Origin of the sequence: Pseudomonas aphyarum (assembly GCF_028657055.1) — a bacterium.
In the GTDB taxonomy this organism is placed as follows: domain Bacteria; phylum Pseudomonadota; class Gammaproteobacteria; order Pseudomonadales; family Pseudomonadaceae; genus Aquipseudomonas; species Aquipseudomonas aphyarum.
On the sequence record NZ_JAMDGS010000009.1, the window covers coordinates 63,843 to 81,099 of the forward strand.

The following is a 17,257-nucleotide window of genomic DNA, read 5'->3' on the forward strand; positions in this document are numbered from 1 at the left end:
ATGCAGAACTACAAAAAGGTCTTCCTGGCCGCCGCCGTCACCCTCGCGTTCAGCGCCGGTGCCATGGCCGAGACCCTGAAGATGGGCATCGAAGCGGCTTACCCGCCGTTCAACAACAAAGACGCCAGCGGCAACGTCGTAGGCTTCGACAAAGACATCGGCGACGCTCTGTGCGCCAAGATGAAAGTTGAATGCTCCGTGGTTACCTCGGACTGGGACGGCATCATCCCGGCCCTGAACGCCAAGAAGTTCGACTTCCTGATTTCCTCGATGTCGATCACCGACGAGCGCAAGCAAGCGGTGGACTTCACCGACCCGTACTACTCCAACAAGCTGCAATTCATCGCGCCGAAAAACGTCGACTTCAAGACCGACAAGGCTGCGCTGAAAGGCAAGGTGATCGGCGCTCAGCGCGCGACCCTGGCCGGTACTTTCCTGGAAGACAACTTCGGTGACGACATCACCGTCAAGCTGTACGACACCCAGGAAAACGCCTACCTCGATCTGACGTCCGGTCGTCTGGACGGCATCCTCGCCGACAAATACGTCAACTACGAGTGGCTGAAAAGCGACGCCGGCAAAGCCTACGAATTCAAGGGCGACCCGGTGGAAGAAAGCGACAAGATCGGTATCGCTGTACGTAAAGGCGACCCGATCCGCGAGAAGCTGAACGCCGCGCTGAAGGAAATCGTTGCCGACGGCACCTACAAGAAAATCAACGACAAGTACTTCCCGTTCAGCATCTACTGATCCTGACCTGCCGGATCGGCGCCGTTACATGACGGCGCCGATCCCCGGCCTTGCCTGCCGCGATTTGAAAAGAAATCCATGATTATCGACCTCTACGGATTCGGCCCGGCGCTCTTCGCCGGCGCGCTGATGACCGTCAAACTGGCACTCTCGGCCCTGTGCCTGGGGCTGGTGCTCGGTCTGCTCGGCGCCTTGGCCAAGACTTCCCCGTACAAGCCGCTGCAATGGCTTGGCGGAACCTATTCGACCCTGGTGCGCGGTGTCCCGGAATTGCTCTGGGTGCTGTTGATCTACTTCGGTACGGTCAACGCCATGCGCGCGCTCGGTGAGTTCCTCGGCAATCCCGAACTGGAACTCAGCGCCTTCGCCGCCGGCGTCATTGCGCTGGGCCTGTGCTTCGGCGCCTACGCCACGGAAGTGTTCCGTGGCGCGATCCTCGCCATTCCCAAAGGCCACCGTGAGGCCGGCGTGGCCCTGGGCCTGTCGAAATGGCGGATCTTCACCCGACTGATCATGCCGCAGATGTGGCGCATCGCCCTGCCCGGCCTGGGCAACCTGTTCATGATCCTGATGAAAGACACCGCGCTGGTGTCGGTCATCGGCCTGGAAGAAATCATGCGCCACGCGCAGATCGGCGTGACCGTGTCCAAGCAGCCATTCACCTTCTATATGGTGGCGGCGCTCATGTACCTGTGCCTGACCGTGCTGGCGATGATCGGCATGCACCTGCTGGAAAAACGCGCCGCACGCGGCTTCGCGAGGAGCGCTCAATGAATTGGGAAGTCATCATCAAGTGGCTGCCAAAGCTTGCTCAGGGCGCGACGCTGACCCTGGAACTGGTGGCCATCGCCGTGATCGCCGGTTTGCTGCTGGCGATTCCGCTGGGCATCGCCCGTTCTTCGAAGCTGTGGTACGTGCGCGCTTTGCCCTACGCCTACATCTTCTTTTTCCGTGGCACGCCGTTGCTGGTTCAGCTGTTCCTGGTCTACTACGGCCTGGCGCAGTTCGATGCAGTGCGTAACAGTTCGATGTGGCCGTACCTGCGCGATCCGTTCTGGTGCGCCACTGCGACCATGACCCTGCACACGGCGGCGTACATCGCCGAGATCCTGCGCGGCGCGATCCAGGCGATTCCGCCGGGCGAGATCGAAGCGGCGCGGGCGCTGGGCATGTCCCGGCCGAAAGCGCTGTTCTACATCATCCTGCCGCGTGCCGCGCGCATCGGCCTGCCGGCCTACAGCAACGAAGTGATCCTGATGCTCAAGGCCAGCGCCCTGGCCAGCACCGTGACCTTGCTGGAACTGACGGGCATGGCGCGCACGATCATTGCCCGCACTTACTTGCCGGTGGAGATCTTCTTCGCTGCCGGTGTGTTCTATCTGGTGATGGCTTACGTGCTGGTTCGCGGCTTCAAGCTGCTGGAACGCTGGCTGCGCGTCGATGCGTGCCAGGGACGCTGAATCTTCCGACGTGTTGACGGGCGAGGCCCTACTCGCCCGTTTCACGGCACTGGATACATTTCTCACAACGCATCAGGCGCTGTGGAAACCCCGCCCGTTCACTCATCTGCAACTGCCTTGGGAAGCGTCCTACCCGGAGCTGGCCTTGTGGCTACGCAGGCGGTCGCTGGAAGATGCGGAAAACGCCCACAACCAACCTGCCGAACTCTTGGATGCGCCGGAGCCATTTGCTTCATTGGCGGCGTTGTCGCTTGAGTTGAGTGCGGTGGGTGAACTGCCTGCGCATTCGCTGGAAGCCGCCGGGCATCGTCTTAATGTCGATGTGCCGGGGCGCAAATGGCAGCAGATCGAAGCCTTCGCCAGCCGCTTGTCGTTTGCCACGCAACCGAAGCACTGGCTGGATTGGTGTTCGGGAAAAGGGCATTTGGGTCGGCGCCTGCTCGGCGCTGATCAGCAGCTCACCTGTCTGGAATATGACCCGGCGCTGGTTGCCAGCGGTCAGGCGCTGAGTCAGCGTCATCACCTGCATGCGCTGCATGTTGAGCAGGATGTACTCGCGGCGAACACCGCTTTATTGCTGAGCCCCGAACACACACCTGTTGCCCTGCACGCTTGTGGTGATCTGCATGTGCGGCTGATGCATCTGGCCACCGCAGCTGGCTGTCGGCAATTGGCGATTGCACCGTGCTGCTACAACCGGATCAGTCGCACTGAGTATCAGGCGTTGTCCTCCGCAGGATCGCGATCAGACCTACAGCTCTCGCTGGAAGATCTTTCACTGCCAATGAGCGAGACCGTCACCGCCGGTGCCCGCGTCCGACGTCAGCGTGATACCTCCATGGCCCGGCGACTGGCCTTCGACCTCCTGCAACGGCAAGTGCGCGGCGTCGACGAATACCTGCCAACGCCTTCTCTGCCCAGCGCCTGGCTGGACAAACCGTTCGCCGATTACTGCTGCGATCTGGCAGCGTTGAAAGAGTTATCCACAATCGGCTCGCCAGATTGGGTCGCACTGGAAGCCGCCGGTTGGCAGCGGTTGGCCGAAGTTCGCAACCTGGAATTGCTGCGTGGATTATTCCGACGGCCATTGGAGCTTTGGCTGAATCTGGACCGGGCACTTTTCCTCACCGAACAGGGATACGTCGTACGCTTGGGCACCTTCTGCGAGGCGCCGCTCACACCGCGCAATTTCCTGTTGCTGGCCGAACGCGTTTAATCTTTCACAGCCTGTGGATAACTCTGTTGATGGATTTATCGTGGATCCAATATCCACGGCTGTTTCAGGCCATTAACAGCGCTGGTCATTTTTTGTTCACATAAATAAAAAACCGGCAAAACAGGGATTTGCGACTCAAATGAGAACCCGTCCACAAAAAGCTGCCTAAGCGCGCCCTGTTCAAAGCCTGTTGTGCATAAGCCCTCGACCAAAAGGACATAACCGCCGAATCGTGGACGCGGGCAATGGAAAATTGCGCCGGCCAACCACCCTTGCTATACAGGCTCACACCGTGCCGGCAGCGCACGCACGAACAAGAAGAAACTGACCGACAGGGAGTGACCGTGACGTTCATCTCTTACGCACAGAATTTCGAAGACATCCGCCTGTGGCGCGCCCTCAAGTTCTTTGAAAACGGCTTCTACATCGATGTCGGCGCCAACGACCCGATCCATGATTCTGTGACCAAGGCGTTCTATGATCGCGGCTGGAGCGGCGTCAACGTCGAGCCGATGCAGAACTTCCACGACGCCCTGCGCCAACAACGCCCGCGTGACACGACCCTGCAATGCATCGCCAGTGATGAGCCCGGCGAAGTGACCTTCTACGGCATTCCCGGCACCGGCCTGTCCACCGCCGACCCCGTCACCGCCCAGGAGCGCCGCGACCTTGGCCTCGACGTGCGCAACCTAACCGTCAAGGCCCGCACCCTGACCTCGATCTGCGAAGAGCACGCAGGCGGCCGCGAAATCCACTTCCTGAAAATCGACGTCGAAGGCCACGAAGAAACCGTGCTGCGCGGCATGAACTTCAGCCGCTTCCGACCGTGGATCATCCTCATCGAAACCCCGTTCGAGCGCGACCACACCTGGGAACACCTGATCACCGACGCCGGCTACACCAACGTCTGCTTCGACGGCCTCAACAGCTACTTCCTGGCCGACGAACACCTGAACCTCAAACCCGCCTTCGACATGCCGCCCTGCCAGCTCGACAACTTCCAGCTGTGCCTCGGCCACCCCTTCGCCCACCCCGTCAGCCCCGGCGAAGCCGACGCCCTGGCGCAAATCAGCGCCGCCACACAACGCGCCGAACACGCAGAAGCCCAACTGCGCGCCCTCCAGAACAACCGCGCCTGGCGAGCGATCCAGAAACTGCGCAACGTCCTGCGCCGAGCCTGATCGGAGCCCGCGCAAAAATAGTCTGAATTCAGGGGTTTACAGAAGCAACCGAGCCGCTATAATCGTCGCCCACACGCCGGTATAGCTCAGATGGTAGAGCAACTGACTTGTAATCAGTAGGTCCCGGGTTCGATTCCTGGTGCCGGCACCATATAAATCAAAGGCTTGCAGCGATGCAGGCCTTTGTTTTTTGCTCCACACGTAACAAGCCACGTAACAACACGAGGCTTACCTCCAGATCTCGTGGCAAACCCTAGTCAACCATTTCAGGGAACGATGATGGAGCTACCGGTTGGTGCACCCCCTCCTGCGGAAGATGACAACGGTGTCTCTGGCGAACAGCAGCCAGGCTCATCCGGCAATGTCGCGCCTACTCCCCCACCACTCGAAGGTGATCTCTTACCGCGCACCTTCATGGGTGTGATTACCGGTAATCCAGAAACCTTTGGTGGGCCACAAATGGCCGCTGTCATGGCTGCGATGATCAGCGATGCTTCCTATGACAAAGCGCAAGCACGTCTATCCGTAGATGCAATCCAAGCGAAACTTGATAGCGCTAACGCCGAGATCAGTGACTGGAAGGAGAAGTATGGGAGGTTAGAAGAACGCTTGGACTCTGCTTCAACACTAGGCACCATCAAAAAATCATGTACTTTTTTTGGGACTATTGCAGTCGGCTTTGCGATCGAACTTTATAAATCCCACTACACCATTTCGGTTTTACTTGGCTTGTGTGGTTTGGGCATGCTTTCGATAAACCTGGTGCGAGGTAAGAGGTCATGATCATCCCACTTATTCAGGATCTGCAGATCGCAGAGGTTCAGTTTCACGGTATTCCTAACCAAGAGCGCATCGCTATCTACGTGCATAAATACTGTAGCTTGGCTGAATACTGCTTGATGCTCAGCATGCCGTCTGTTGAGGGAGTACCCCTACCAGTAAAAGATCAAATGCTGTGGTTCGGCACAGGATTCGTTAACCCGGGGGACTGGATTTTCGTTTACACCGCTGCGGGTCATACCACGATTTTACCTGGGCAGATTTCGGCTGGAACTACCTTGCAGCCTCGAATCATCAGTCTTCACTGGGGCAAAGATCACACCATCTTTCAGAACCGTGCATTGAACCCTATGCTCGTGAAAATCGGAGCGGTTGCTGGGCCACCTCAGCCAATGCCCGCTTATCAGGGCAATTTAAGCAACAAGTCTCATGGATTGCTTTCCTGAACCCATCTGGGCCTACGCACGTCGCAAAGGGCCCAGATCAAAATTCGTGGCCCCTCGGAAAAAGAGTAATAAAAGTGATATGCCTGTCGAAAACCCGCTGTAAGCCATGCTCCGTAAGGCTTGTAGCGCTTCTTGGGAAAGGTGATATCTGAGTAATATCGAAGTAATCGTATTACTCTTTTACAAGGTGATATCTCAAAACCACGAAACCCAATGAAACCGGGGGGTTGGCGGAAGTATCACTTTTCATATCACTTCATATCACTTTTCCATGTGATATCTGAACCCCAGTAAAACCGGGGCTTCCAGAGCACTTTCCCGCCGTATTACCTTTATTACTTTTTTTGAAAACCCCACCCTGTGTCTGAGATTGAATCTCATCTACATGACGTATTCCCGCTCCCGGTTTAGACTGGCTGCAGTCCCCAAAACTGCCAGGAGTACACATGCGCCAACTGACCAAAAACCCAGCACTCCCGATAATTGAAGTATCGAAGGAAGGTCGATATTGGCGGGTGGATTGGGATTACCAGGAAGCGCCCGAAAGCAAAGTCTTGACCGACAGAAAAGAGTTTTTGAACGGGTATATCAGCGGTCTCCTTGACTCATTCGGAGCTTCCGCAGGCGAAGTGGCTCTACCCTCTGCCCGTACCGGCACAGTCAAAAAGCTGAGTGAGGAAACAGCTCAAAAGCTGGCGAAGCTGCTTACCGACCTTCTGCACTCGCACGTCAAAGCAGAACATCGTCGACTATTAAATGCCGCCGAAGTCAGTGAGTTCATTGCAGGAGCGGGAGTGAAAGAGCCTGCAGTCGGTTGATACTGGTGCAACCCAAGCAAGACGGGGGCTGAAAGCGCTTACGTCGCCATGCAGCGCAGATTGCACTGCTTCTCTTTTGCCGATCTGCGTTGAAAATGAAAACTTGAATTCCCTTCGCTTTTTCGACGCATCGCCCTTATAAACCGGGCCTTTCACAATCATTACCCTCTGCTGCCAGCCACTGCACTTTATGCAAGCTCATAGCAATTCTCTGCAATTCTTTTCACTTAGTGAAATTGCCAAGCATCCCACAGACCCCGCAGCGGCCTTGGGCGGGGCTAGGGTTTGCGCCACCCCGCTGTGTTGCACAAAAAAAGGACACAAAGCCCGTCGGCGGGAGGGGGATAAGTGCTTTTTTCATCATGTTTTTTCCGTGTGTCCGCTTTCGGGATGCCGCTTTTGGCCGATTGCTGCCTGCAAAGACGATATTAGGATTGCCGTATCCGCATAATCGCATCTGTGATCGCTTTTGCATTTGTGTCTAAGGTCTCCATAGCCATCACAGCGTTATCTGCAACGACTGCTGCGCCACTGGATGCAAGCCAAACGGCAACCTCCTCGATTGCCGCCGCCAGTGCATGCTGGTTGTGCAGGAGCAATGTCAGGGCGTCAGCAGTGGCGATATTAGAAGATGAGTTATTTGGCATGCGATCCATCCTGGAAATAAGGGTTTCGCGAAGCCTAGCTCATGCGGCCGCAGCAGAGAGGCTTAGATACCGCATGCTTAAAAATTGCTACACCGCGCAGATGATTTGAGACTTTAGCCAATCAGTTGGGGCGGGAGGCGGGCTACTGCTTCCATCCATCATCGGAGCCAGCCAGCGTCTGCTTTCGGCCAGAAGCGGACGCTCGTAGGTGACTGCTTTCGCCCCATCCACTCTAAGCTTCTGGCTATAAGCAGTTAGCGCAAAGGGAGGCAGTTATTGTGTTATCGATTTCAAATTTGTTCCGAGAAGACTCGCAATATTCCTAGCGGCTATGAAAGCAGTAGCGTTCCCCGGTGGAGGCGTCGGCCCATGAGTATGCGTAGCGAGTTGAGTATTCATTTCCTTTAGCAGATCCAGCGCCTCACACACGATCTGGAACAAGTTTAAGTCTGCAGACCCGATCCAGCTTTTCGGAGCCTGCATACGCTGACCGATACCGGCCACACTTTCGCGTAGTCCCTCTATCCTCTCCCGCATATCGCCGCCTACCGTGGCATTGTGCTTCTGAGCCACAACAAGGTTCAGATCCCGACCGGTTGCTTGGTGCAGATCATCAACTGCCGCCAAGCTCGCTGATCCGCCCGACATCAGTTTGAGGGCGCCCAGCGCCTCGATCGTCTTCACACCACCCACCGACTCGGTTGAGTGGTCATCAACCGCTCGCGTGTGGCTTTGGAACTGCTCGCGGTTGTCCAGGGCTTCAACCTCGCGTTCGATCGCTTGATCCCGGATCTTCCCATCAGTCTGGCGTAACCAGTTACCGTCCGCGTCGACGCGCTGCTGTGCAGTGCCACTGTGCTGCCACACCTGGTCGCCTTTCGGCACCTTGGGCATGCTCAGACCGTGGGGCAAGATCGATTGAATATAGGGCTTGTTCGGCAGGCCGTAGGCGAAGCACACCACAACGCGCGTGCCTTCCTCCGGAAAGGCATAAATGCCCATGTCCTCGCCCCCCGTAGGCAACGGTAGCGGGACACCGGTAAGCGTCGGGATGGCCGGATCTGGCTCGTCATCGGCGCCCAGGACTTCAATGTCGACCGCGTAGCGCGGACGGAAGTCGTCGCAAATCCCAGCATCAGCCGGAGCATCAGCCACGGCGATGACGCGGGCGAAGCGTGGTAGGTGGTAACCACCAGTGAGTTCGGGGAACTGGCGCTCTACAGCGCGGCGGATTGCGTCTTCCATCGGATGGCCATCTGGTCATTGGCGAGCGCCACGCTGGTGATGCGCTCGCCGTTGTTGATCGTTGCACCTGGTCGCAACCCGGGAAGGGCCGCGATCATCGCGCTCTGGTTGCCCTGGTAGCCGTCGAACAGCTCCGTGGGGATCTGCAGCGCCGCCCGGGCGCCAAAAAAACTGTCGGCCCAGCTGCCGGCGAACACTTCGCCGTTGCCCAGCTGGTGCCAGGTGAAGTCGGGAATACTGAACACGCGGGCCAGGCTGTCCATGGCCTGGTATCCGGCAGCAAGGCTGTAGAAGTACGGCGTCTTCACGCCGGCGTAAGGCCGATCGGGAACGCGAAATCGCACGCCCGTCTGCTCGCTGATGGCAGCCAGCACTGCGCGCAGATCGACATGGCGCAGGTTCAACGGCAACGGGTTGGCCAGCACAGCAGCCAGCTCACGGCAGAACAGCACCTGCTCTTTGGCATTGGCGGCGGTGCAACGCTCGACATAGCCGATGAAGTGGCGCTGCAGCGTGCGGTCGTTGTAGCCGATATCCAGCATCACCAAGCCTTTCAGCGGCTCAGCAGACTGAACGGTGAAGTTCGCCCGCCCTGGACTGGTGGCGTCCAGCCGAACGTCCTCCTTGACCAGGCGAACAGGCGCGCCATTGATCGACAGAACCTTGTGCAGTTTCACGTCTGCTCACTCCCCAGCCACTTGTCCACGCGCCCCAGCACCTTCTCAAAACCGGTCAGTTCCGGCTTGTCGCTCGAACCTGAGCCGCCCCCACCTTCGCCCACCGCGCTGCCCGGGGCGCCCTGGGCGTCGACCTTGTTGCCGGCGCGTCGACCCTCGACCTTTTCCGGGTTCGATTCGCGCTCGCTGAGGGTGAATTGCACCAGCCAGGCTTTCAGGTTGTCCGCCTCCCGGGCGCTGACTCCTTCGGAGAACTCCACCTGGCGAACACCGAACGCCTCGGCGGTATCGTTCACGACGCGGTACAGATGCAACTCCCCGCCGCTGGCCGTGGCTTCGGCCATGCGCATCAGGTCAGTCAACTGCACCCGATCAACAAACGGGATCATCAGCGACACGGCCAGCGTCTTGGGCTTGAACCCCTTGTGCGCTTTGTCGGTGTTGCTGGTCTGCCCCGACATGTCGCCGCTTTCGATGCGCAGATTGCCGGTGACCTTGAGGTTTTTCCCCTGGACTTTTTGCCCGTCGAGTAACAGCGTCATAGGCCCACCAGCTCCTGTACAAAACTCAGACCTTCCTTGGTGCCGACCAGCAGCATTCCCGCGCACTGCACCCACTCATGCCCCGGTGCGTCGCCGCTCAGCAGCTCCTGGCGCAGCTCGCTGGAGTTGCCGGGGCCGATCAGTCGTGCGCAGATGCTGACATCCGGATTGCCCTCGGCCAGTAGGTTTTTCAGGTCGGCCAGCTGTTGATCTCGGCCCTGTTGCTGGGCGACCTTGCGAGCGGCCAGCGCTGCCAGATCGCCCAGCGGCGAACTGTCGGCGGCGTAGCCCTCCAGCACGGCCAACTGGCCAGCCATGGACTGTTTCGCGGCCTTGACCACCGTGCAGCGCTCCAGCGGCAGCGTCTGCCAGCGCGGGAGTGGGCCGGCGCCGGGGATCTCCCACTTGTCGCTCTCAAGTTTCATCAGGTGCTGGGCGCGCCGCTCCGTGCGCACCAGGTCGGGAATCGGCAGTAATGCGTTGAATCGGGACAGGCCACTGGCCAACTGTTCCAGGCGCGTGCCCAGGAACAGAATCGACAGCGCGTATTGCGGCCCCGCCGGACGCCCGGAGTCGGTCGCGTCTTCCAACTTTCTGGCCAGGTGTTCCAGGACGTTTGGCGCCGACAGGAAACGCTGGTAGCCCGTGCCCTGGCCGATGCCGCTCTGGAATGGCGTCACTACCAGGCACGCCGGCACCTGGCCCAACTGTTCAGCCAGCGCAGCCCGACCGGCTTCAATGGCGCCTTTCGCGGCATCGCCGACCGGCCCCGGGTTGGTGCTGGCCAAACCTTCCAGACCTGCCACCCGCTGGGCGGTGCTGACCAACTCACCCGTGGCAAGATCCTTGGCGGCGGACAGCCCGCCCATCCATTGCGTGGCCTGTTCTGGCCAGCGCATCGTCACCGGCGCCCAGCTCATGCCGGCGGCGTCCAGGTGATGGCTTTCATCGCCTTGAGGTCTTTGTCTTTCAGCGCGCCCGCCACCGCCTGACGCAGCGTCTCGGCCTGTTGCTGCGCCGCCTGCCGAAACCGCACCAGGTCATGACTGACCTTCTGTAGTTGGGCGATCGTGTGCGATCTGAAAGCCAGAACCTGGTCGGCGTCGTAGCATGGATAGGTGTCGTCCATCCCCAGCAACACCTGACCGTTCAGGTTCACCTGGTCATCGATTGCACTGCTATAGCGGTACACATCGCCCAAGGCGCTGGAGTTGAATCCGCCGGCAATGTACGCCGCGCACTCGGCGTTGATCGCCTGAAGCTTTTTGTACTGGAGCGCAGCCAGCACGGCATCGATGTCATCGACCCATTGCCCGTCCTTCCAGACCTGGTTCGGCCCGGGCTTTTTCATGGTGAAGCCTGCCGGCACCGGTTCGAAGCCTTCCAGAATTCGCGGCTCGCCGGTGTCGGTGCTGTACACCGCCACGCCGCCGAAGTAGTCCACCAACTGCCAGGCTTTACCATTCCACCAGGCGGCTTTGTGTTCTGGGATCGCCGGCGGCGCAGTTTCCACACAGCCGCCGGGGATCAAAAACACACCGGGTTCCAGCGGCGATTCGTCAGCCCTCACCGCACCAATGAAGATGCCCAGGTGGTTGGTCTGATAGACGAGTTTTTCAGTCATGCTCGATCTCAATACTTGATGCAGAAAAGTAGGGCGACGTTCTTCGGCCGGGTTTCGGTACCGCCAGCGGCTCCCACTGTCACGCCGTGGGTGTGCGCCCCACCGGGGTTGACACCTACGTTGTGCGCGTGGGCGTCTGCCCAAACAATGCCCACGGTGTGTGCGTGATTGCCCTGGTAATCCGTGCGATAGGGACGGTTATCCGCGCCCTGACCATAGGGCAGTTCTAGGGTCACCAAATTCCCCCCACCCGTAGACGCACCAATCGAAACACCAGCGCCGTTGTCGACGAAGCGAAAACCATGGTCATGATTGCCCTGTGCGTCCGTCCAAGCTCCGTGGGTGTGGGCTCCCTGGGCATCTGTCCATGCGGAGTGCAGGTGGTCGCCAACCGCTGTAGCCGATGCGGTATGCGCGTGGGAATGGATCATCATGTCCTGGAAGGTGCCGAACGCTCGGTTCGGGTCTACACCACGTCCGTCGTCCCAACCTCTTAGGAACAAGCCGCGCATGTCGGGTAAGTTAAAAGTGGTCGATCCGTCACCTGTACCGTAGTGCGTGGCGATCCGTGCAAACAAACCCGCAAAGGCGGTGCGCGAAATCGCGGCGCCGTTACACGCCAACCAGCCCGACGGCGGGCTATTCATGCTGAACGAAGCAACCATGCCCGTCAGCGATTCGCCGACCTGCTTTTGAAGCTTGTTCAACGCGGCCGTGGTGGCAAGGATTTCGCTGCTGTTGGTGGTCGGGTCATCGCTCTTGGCGTTGGGCAGGTTGCCCAGATCCACGTCTTCTTTGGTCGTACCCCGGGCGCGCAGGTTCGCGTAATCACCATCACGCGCCGCGAAGTGTTGGATCAGCGGCCCGGAGACTGACTCGGGCTGACGTGCGTCCCAGAAAGCCGTTGGCGATGTGTAAAAGGCGATCGGCACGCAGTAATGGCGAACGCCGGCCGAGTCGGTGTAATCGGACTTCTCGCCGTAGACGACTTTCCACTTTGCCACCCGATCGTTCAGCTGTCGCTCCAGGCAGACGTCGAGGGTGATTGTCCCGGCAGGAATGACACCGGTGAACGGCCACGGGGTTGTCATCGACACCCGAATGCCTTCGATGTACGCCGTACCGGCTCCCAACTGAAACCCGTTTTCGCTCTTTCCAAACGCCAGTGCGTTGCCGAAAAAACAGGCACGACCGTACATTTCACGATTGCTCAGGCGCTCGCGCTCATCAATCCCGGCCAGGCGCACAGTAAAGTCATGCTGCCAGGTACTGGCATCGATGGTGATGCCGGTAAGCGCCTGGGCGCCGTCGAACGCGACCAGAAAGTTGCGAGTGACGTTGTTGCCGATCTGCAGCGGCGGGATGTTCTTGCGCTTCTGCTGCAGCGGGACGTAGGAGACGGCAAACAGCAGGCCATCCGCGTCCTCGAGGCCGACCCAGTTGAAGTCCCAGTCGCCGATGTCGGAACCGAGCTGGGCGCTGTAGACAACTTGGTTCGGATTCACAAATCCCCGGTTTTCCTCGGGGATGTCGTAGACCTGGACAATCTGGCCCGTCGGCGGCTTGCCAGCGGCGCGATCCACCGGCGTTTCGGGATCAAGCCCGGGCACGTTGGCGAAGATGAATTTCGTCACAACCAGGGGCTTTTTCTGGCTTTGTTTCAGGGCGATCTGGCTTTCGCCGGCCAAAGTGATACTGGCGCTCACGGTGCGCTCCTACAGGCTGGCGACCAGCGTCTGCTGGTCGTCGTTGAAGTCGATCAGGCCGATTTGCAGGCCCACGGGGGTAATGGTCACGAAGTCATAGCGCCGGCAGGTGCGGCCGTACTGCTGAATCAGCACACGCAGCAACTCCGGATTAAGGGACAACTGCGCATTGCTGAACTTGAGCAGCACCACGTCCCAGTCACGCCCGGGCTGGCGTTCCTCGATCTCGACGTAGCCGACGCCCAGGCGCTCGAAAATGCGCTTCATGCCGGCAGTGCTGCCGGCATCCACCGAGTTGATGAAGGCGAATTTCACACGCAGGCGGAACAGCGCTTCCGGTTCACCGGTGAAGCGCGTCACGTCACGCTGCCAGGCCCACAGTTCCAGAATGGCCAAGTGGCAGGTGTCAGGATCGATCTGCAGATAGGGCCAGCGTAGCCAGCTGGTGACGGTTTCCCACCAGGACTGTGCAGCGGCCAATAACTTCGACAGCTCGGTGCCGCCGAGCCAGAAAGGCAACTTGAGCTTGGTCATTGCGCCGTCACCTTCAACTGGCCCAGGCGCGGAATGTTCAGCCCGCTGATGATGTCCTGACCGGGTAGAAACCGCAGGGACGCGATGTCCTCGAACTGCTGGTGAATCTCTTCACTGAGCCGGCTGTAGCTGAAACGCGATTGCGGATAGGTCAGCGTCGGCTGGTAGTCCGTCGCGGTGCTTTCGCGAAACGCAGCCCGCACGAACAGCTCCACTTCTTTCACCAGGGCGGCGATCCGCTCGGCCCCTAAGTTGGGCTTGGGCCACAACCACAGCGTCACGGTCGCCGGGACTTCGGGCATGACCATGGCCAGCAGATCGTCGCCGTGGCCGTGGTTGCCCTGGTCGCGAATGTGCGCATTGATTTGCTGCAGGTAGGCGTCTGCCGGCACACCCGCTTCGAACAAAATGTAGGCGTTTGCACTGCCCGGGCCACGGGGCGCGCCGTGTTCGAAATACACACCATCCGGCCGCACGCCCGGGAAGGCGGAAATCATGGCGCGATACACCGCGTCGGTGTGCCACTGATTGACCGCCGAGAACTGGTTACGCACTCGCAGGCGCAACTGGTCGTTCGGTTCGGGATCGGCTCCTGGGGATTCCAGCCAGCCGTCCTTGTTCACCACCTGCACGATGCCAGGGATCGGCACCGGTAGGATCGCGTAATACCCCGGTGCCAGGTTGAAGCCGCTGCCCGCCTCGATCGCCTCGACCGGAACGTCCAGCTGCAGCTGGCCCTGCTGGAATGTCGCCGGCGCCGTGGTAACCAGTTTGTAGACGTTGCCATTGATCGCGGCAGACTGCACCACGATGCCCTTTTCCATCTCCAGCACGCCGTCCGGAATGGCCCGAGTGAACAGCAGTTTTCCCCGGGCCTTGGTCGCGCCCTTGCGCTCGACGTTCACTGCCCAGGCCAGCGTATCCAGCCAGGCGTCGACCGCCGTTTTCACGAAGAAGTTTGGCAGCACGGTCATGCACAGGAAATCCAGCAGCCACAAAACCGGCTTGGTCACCAGCGCGGTCATCACCCGCCAGAACGGCGAATAACTGCTGGTGTTGGCCACTTTCGCGCCCTGGGCTTCAACTTCCTTTTCCCACTCAGCCTTCAACGCCGCCTCAGTGGTCGGGATGCCGGCATCGGCGATCACCTTTTTAAAATCGACGCTCACAGACTTACCTCGATCGATCCGAATTTGATGGTTTTGGCGGTTACTAGGTACACACCTGGCGCCTGCTGAGTGATGCGCGCCGTTCCCGGCACCAGGCGCACATCTTCTTCAACCAGCAGTTCCATCTGCTGGATGCAGTCGCGCTGACGCAGGCGATCGCGCTCGGCCACCAGCGTCACCAACAGTCCGCTGTCGCGGATCATGTGGGCGATGTCCTGGGCGATGCAGGCGCGGTCATCCACCAGCAACGGCTGCTGCGATGGATCGAGCACCAGGTCGTTGCCGACGATCAGCAGATCCACGTACTCGCTCATCCGCCCACCGCCATGGCGACCATGTTTTCCATCTCCAGCGGGGTCATCGGCTTACCGGTGTTGATGGTCACGTTTTCCACATGCGTGCCCTTGCTCTGGCTGCTGTTGTTGTTCTGAATGCTGGTCAGCAGGCCACCCGGCGGCACTGCAGACGGACGCGCCGGCGACAGGCTTGGAATGGCCGCATTGATGGTCTGTTGGGCTTTCTGCGCAGCGTTGGCGGTGTCGGAAGCACTGGCAGCGGCGTCGACGCCTGGCACCTCGGGCATACCGCCGAAGCGCGCTTCGATGTTCACGCCCGGGATGCTGTTCAGCAGCTCGATCACGCCGTTAACGGCCTTGGTGAAAATGCCGACGATGCTGTCCCACGCGGCCTTGGCCATGCCCGACCAGCCGCCCATGGAGTTAAACCAGTCGGACAGTTTCTGCAGCTTGTCGGCGACGAACTGGAACGCGGCCGTGTTCATCAGGGCGCTAGTCCACTCCTTCCAGAAGTAGACCGCCGCCACAATGATCGCCACCAGGGCGACGATCCCGACCACGATCCACACCACCGGGTTGGCCAGCAGCGCCGCGTTGACCAGCCAGATCGCGCCCTGCCACAGCATCATGGCGCCGCGAATCAGCGCCAGGCCAGCGCTCAGCGTGTAGATCACGGCGACGTAAGCCAGGATGGCCAGCTTCTGCAGGATGAACACCGCGACGGTACGCAGCCCCATCAGTTGGAAGACCTTCCAGACGGTCAGCATTCCCAACCAGGTCATGCGGGCAATGCCCACCACCATGGTCAGCGCCGACATCGCGGCGACGATGCCCATGATCGTCAGCGCGGTGATGCCGATCACGCGGGTGATGTTCGGGAACAGCTGCGACCAGCGCACCAGGGTTTTACCGATGTCCACCATCTTGGCCATGAACGGCGACAGCACCGGGATCAGCACCTGACCGAACACCACGCGCATGACTTCGACCAGGGACGCCCACTGTTGCCACGGGTCAACCATCGCCCGGGCCATCTGCTCGGCGTTCTCCAACCCGCGCACCTTGCCCAGCTGCTCGATGCCGTTGCGCAGCCGATCGGTGTCCTTGGCCAGCGCACCGATCACCTGGGCGCCTTCGCCGCCGAAGGCCTCCATCAGCTTGGCACCCGCCGACGCACTGGTCAGATCGCCGAACTTGCCCTGGAGCTTGTCCAGGATGGTCATCATCGGCAGCATTTTTTCCTGCTGGTCGGTGAACTTCATGCCGAGCTTTTCCGAGGCGGCGCCGATGTTTTCGAAAAACGCCTTATAGCGTCCGCCGGCGTCGCCGCCCTCCATGGTGCTGCTCAGCGTGCCGATCACCGCCATCTGTTCAGCCAGGTCGACGCCGGAAGTCGTGGCGATCGCCCCGGCCTCCTTGAAGGCGTCTTTCATGGCCGCGCCGCTGGTGCGGAACAGCTGCACCGCCAGCGCGGTCTGGCCGCCGAGTTTTTCCACCCACGCGCCCTTCCCCATCGCATCGGCTTGGGACTTCTGCAGGTTGTAGAGCGTGCCGACGTACTCGCCCATCGTTTCGGCGTCGGATTTGGTGGCCTTCGCCAACAGGTTGCTGGTGTTGGTGAAGGTGGCCAACTGGTTGCCGGCCAGCCCCTTAATGGCGCCCTCGATCAGGTACGCGGACGCCACAAAGTCCTTGGCGTTTTCCCCGTAGTTCACGGCGAACTCCAGCGACTTGGCATTGAGCGCAGACAGCGCGTCCTCGGCCACGCCCAGCGATCGGACATCGCCCAGGGCGCGATTGACTTCCAGCGCCGGTTCCATGGATTCGCGAATGGCGACCACGCCCGCCGTCAGCCCGCCAAAGCCCAGGCCGATCGTCTTGATGTGCTTTTCGCTCTGATCGGCAAGCTCGGAAAAGCCCATTTTCACCTTGCCCAGGGGCGCGGTGACCTTGTCCTGCAAGCTGAGAATGAAAGCCAGGCTGGCGCTACGGTCTGCCAAAGTCGTTACCCGTTCAGCGCAAGGGCGATGCCGTTAGCCACGGCAAATTCCATGCGTCTCCAGTGTTCGTCCTCCAGCCACTTGGCCGTCCCCATCGCCTCGGGCGTGGGTTCGGCACCAGGTAGCCAGCGGTTCGTCAGGGCCATCAACTGGCCCAGGCCGTTTT

At 59.9% G+C, this 17,257-nt stretch carries 20 protein-coding genes and 1 tRNA gene; 9 read left to right on the forward strand and 12 right to left on the reverse strand.

Features of this window, described 5'->3' with window-relative positions; translation table 11 throughout:
* The 9 genes from M5G18_RS13030 to M5G18_RS13070 all read left to right on the forward strand — a co-directional run bounded on the left by M5G18_RS13030 (position 1) and on the right by M5G18_RS13070 (position 6,651).
* Positions 1-750 carry an ABC transporter substrate-binding protein gene (locus tag M5G18_RS13030; protein ID WP_039764659.1) on the forward strand — a complete coding sequence of 250 codons (750 nt, stop codon included), beginning with the start codon at positions 1-3 and terminating at the stop codon, positions 748-750.
* Between the two features lie 78 nt (positions 751-828).
* Positions 829-1,524, forward strand: coding sequence for an ABC transporter permease (locus M5G18_RS13035; RefSeq protein WP_007952567.1), 696 nt, complete (start codon positions 829-831; stop codon positions 1,522-1,524).
* Positions 1,521-2,210, forward strand: coding sequence for an ABC transporter permease (locus M5G18_RS13040; RefSeq protein WP_007952568.1), 690 nt, complete (start codon positions 1,521-1,523; stop codon positions 2,208-2,210). The genes M5G18_RS13035 and M5G18_RS13040 overlap by 4 nt, the downstream gene beginning before the upstream one ends.
* Positions 2,191-3,426: a methyltransferase gene (locus tag M5G18_RS13045; protein ID WP_273900139.1), complete on the forward strand. Its 1,236-nt coding sequence runs from the start codon at positions 2,191-2,193 to the stop codon at positions 3,424-3,426. Before M5G18_RS13040 ends, M5G18_RS13045 begins: the two co-directional genes overlap by 20 nt.
* Before the next feature lie 344 nt (positions 3,427-3,770).
* Positions 3,771-4,607 carry an FkbM family methyltransferase gene (locus M5G18_RS13050; protein WP_273900140.1) on the forward strand — a complete coding sequence of 279 codons (837 nt, stop codon included), beginning with the start codon at positions 3,771-3,773 and terminating at the stop codon, positions 4,605-4,607.
* A 75-nt stretch (positions 4,608-4,682) separates the two neighbouring features.
* Positions 4,683-4,758 (forward strand) — tRNA-Thr (locus M5G18_RS13055).
* Positions 4,759-4,886: 128 nt separating this feature from the next.
* Positions 4,887-5,390: a hypothetical protein gene (locus tag M5G18_RS13060; RefSeq protein WP_273900141.1), complete on the forward strand. Its 504-nt coding sequence runs from the start codon at positions 4,887-4,889 to the stop codon at positions 5,388-5,390.
* Entirely contained in the window at positions 5,387-5,833 is a 447-nt protein-coding gene (locus tag M5G18_RS13065; RefSeq protein WP_273900142.1) for a hypothetical protein, read from the forward strand. Before M5G18_RS13060 ends, M5G18_RS13065 begins: the two co-directional genes overlap by 4 nt.
* 446 nt (positions 5,834-6,279) lie before the next feature.
* On the forward strand, positions 6,280-6,651 hold the full coding sequence (locus M5G18_RS13070; RefSeq protein WP_273898037.1) for a hypothetical protein: 372 nt from the start codon (positions 6,280-6,282) through the stop codon (positions 6,649-6,651).
* Between the two features lie 428 nt (positions 6,652-7,079).
* Here M5G18_RS13070 and M5G18_RS13075 read toward each other — a convergent pair whose 3' ends face one another.
* The 12 genes from M5G18_RS13075 to M5G18_RS13130 all read right to left on the reverse strand — a co-directional run bounded on the left by M5G18_RS13075 (position 7,080) and on the right by M5G18_RS13130 (position 17,237).
* Positions 7,080-7,298 (reverse strand): hypothetical protein, encoded by a 219-nt coding sequence (locus tag M5G18_RS13075; RefSeq protein ID WP_273898036.1) that lies wholly within the window; start codon positions 7,296-7,298, stop codon positions 7,080-7,082.
* 273 nt (positions 7,299-7,571) lie between these two features.
* Complete coding sequence (locus tag M5G18_RS13080; RefSeq protein ID WP_273898035.1) at positions 7,572-8,543, reverse strand: hypothetical protein; 972 nt, start codon at positions 8,541-8,543, stop codon at positions 7,572-7,574.
* Entirely contained in the window at positions 8,516-9,220 is a 705-nt protein-coding gene (locus tag M5G18_RS13085; protein ID WP_273898034.1) for a hypothetical protein, read from the reverse strand. The genes M5G18_RS13080 and M5G18_RS13085 overlap by 28 nt, the downstream gene beginning before the upstream one ends.
* Positions 9,217-9,762 carry a baseplate complex protein gene (locus M5G18_RS13090; RefSeq protein ID WP_273898033.1) on the reverse strand — a complete coding sequence of 182 codons (546 nt, stop codon included), beginning with the start codon at positions 9,760-9,762 and terminating at the stop codon, positions 9,217-9,219. The genes M5G18_RS13085 and M5G18_RS13090 overlap by 4 nt, the downstream gene beginning before the upstream one ends.
* Positions 9,759-10,682, reverse strand: coding sequence for a hypothetical protein (locus M5G18_RS13095; RefSeq protein ID WP_273898032.1), 924 nt, complete (start codon positions 10,680-10,682; stop codon positions 9,759-9,761). Before M5G18_RS13095 ends, M5G18_RS13090 begins: the two co-directional genes overlap by 4 nt.
* The gene (locus M5G18_RS13100) at positions 10,679-11,386 is read right to left on the reverse strand and encodes a DUF4376 domain-containing protein (protein ID WP_273898030.1); all 708 of its coding nucleotides are present in this window, start codon (positions 11,384-11,386) and stop codon (positions 10,679-10,681) included. The genes M5G18_RS13095 and M5G18_RS13100 overlap by 4 nt, the downstream gene beginning before the upstream one ends.
* A gap of 8 nt (positions 11,387-11,394) precedes the next feature.
* Positions 11,395-13,092 carry a phage tail-collar fiber domain-containing protein gene (locus M5G18_RS13105; RefSeq protein WP_273898028.1) on the reverse strand — a complete coding sequence of 566 codons (1,698 nt, stop codon included), beginning with the start codon at positions 13,090-13,092 and terminating at the stop codon, positions 11,395-11,397.
* A gap of 9 nt (positions 13,093-13,101) precedes the next feature.
* On the reverse strand, positions 13,102-13,626 hold the full coding sequence (locus M5G18_RS13110) for a phage tail protein (RefSeq protein ID WP_085649253.1): 525 nt from the start codon (positions 13,624-13,626) through the stop codon (positions 13,102-13,104).
* A complete protein-coding gene (locus tag M5G18_RS13115) occupies positions 13,623-14,795 on the reverse strand; it encodes a baseplate J/gp47 family protein (protein WP_273898022.1) in 1,173 nt (390 codons plus the stop codon). Before M5G18_RS13115 ends, M5G18_RS13110 begins: the two co-directional genes overlap by 4 nt.
* Entirely contained in the window at positions 14,792-15,109 is a 318-nt protein-coding gene (locus M5G18_RS13120; RefSeq protein WP_273898021.1) for a DUF2590 family protein, read from the reverse strand. The genes M5G18_RS13115 and M5G18_RS13120 overlap by 4 nt, the downstream gene beginning before the upstream one ends.
* Entirely contained in the window at positions 15,106-17,091 is a 1,986-nt protein-coding gene (locus M5G18_RS13125) for a phage tail tape measure protein (protein ID WP_273898020.1), read from the reverse strand. The genes M5G18_RS13120 and M5G18_RS13125 overlap by 4 nt, the downstream gene beginning before the upstream one ends.
* Before the next feature lie 5 nt (positions 17,092-17,096).
* The gene (locus M5G18_RS13130) at positions 17,097-17,237 is read right to left on the reverse strand and encodes a DUF6890 family protein (protein WP_039013052.1); all 141 of its coding nucleotides are present in this window, start codon (positions 17,235-17,237) and stop codon (positions 17,097-17,099) included.
* Positions 17,238-17,257: the final 20 nt, after the last annotated feature.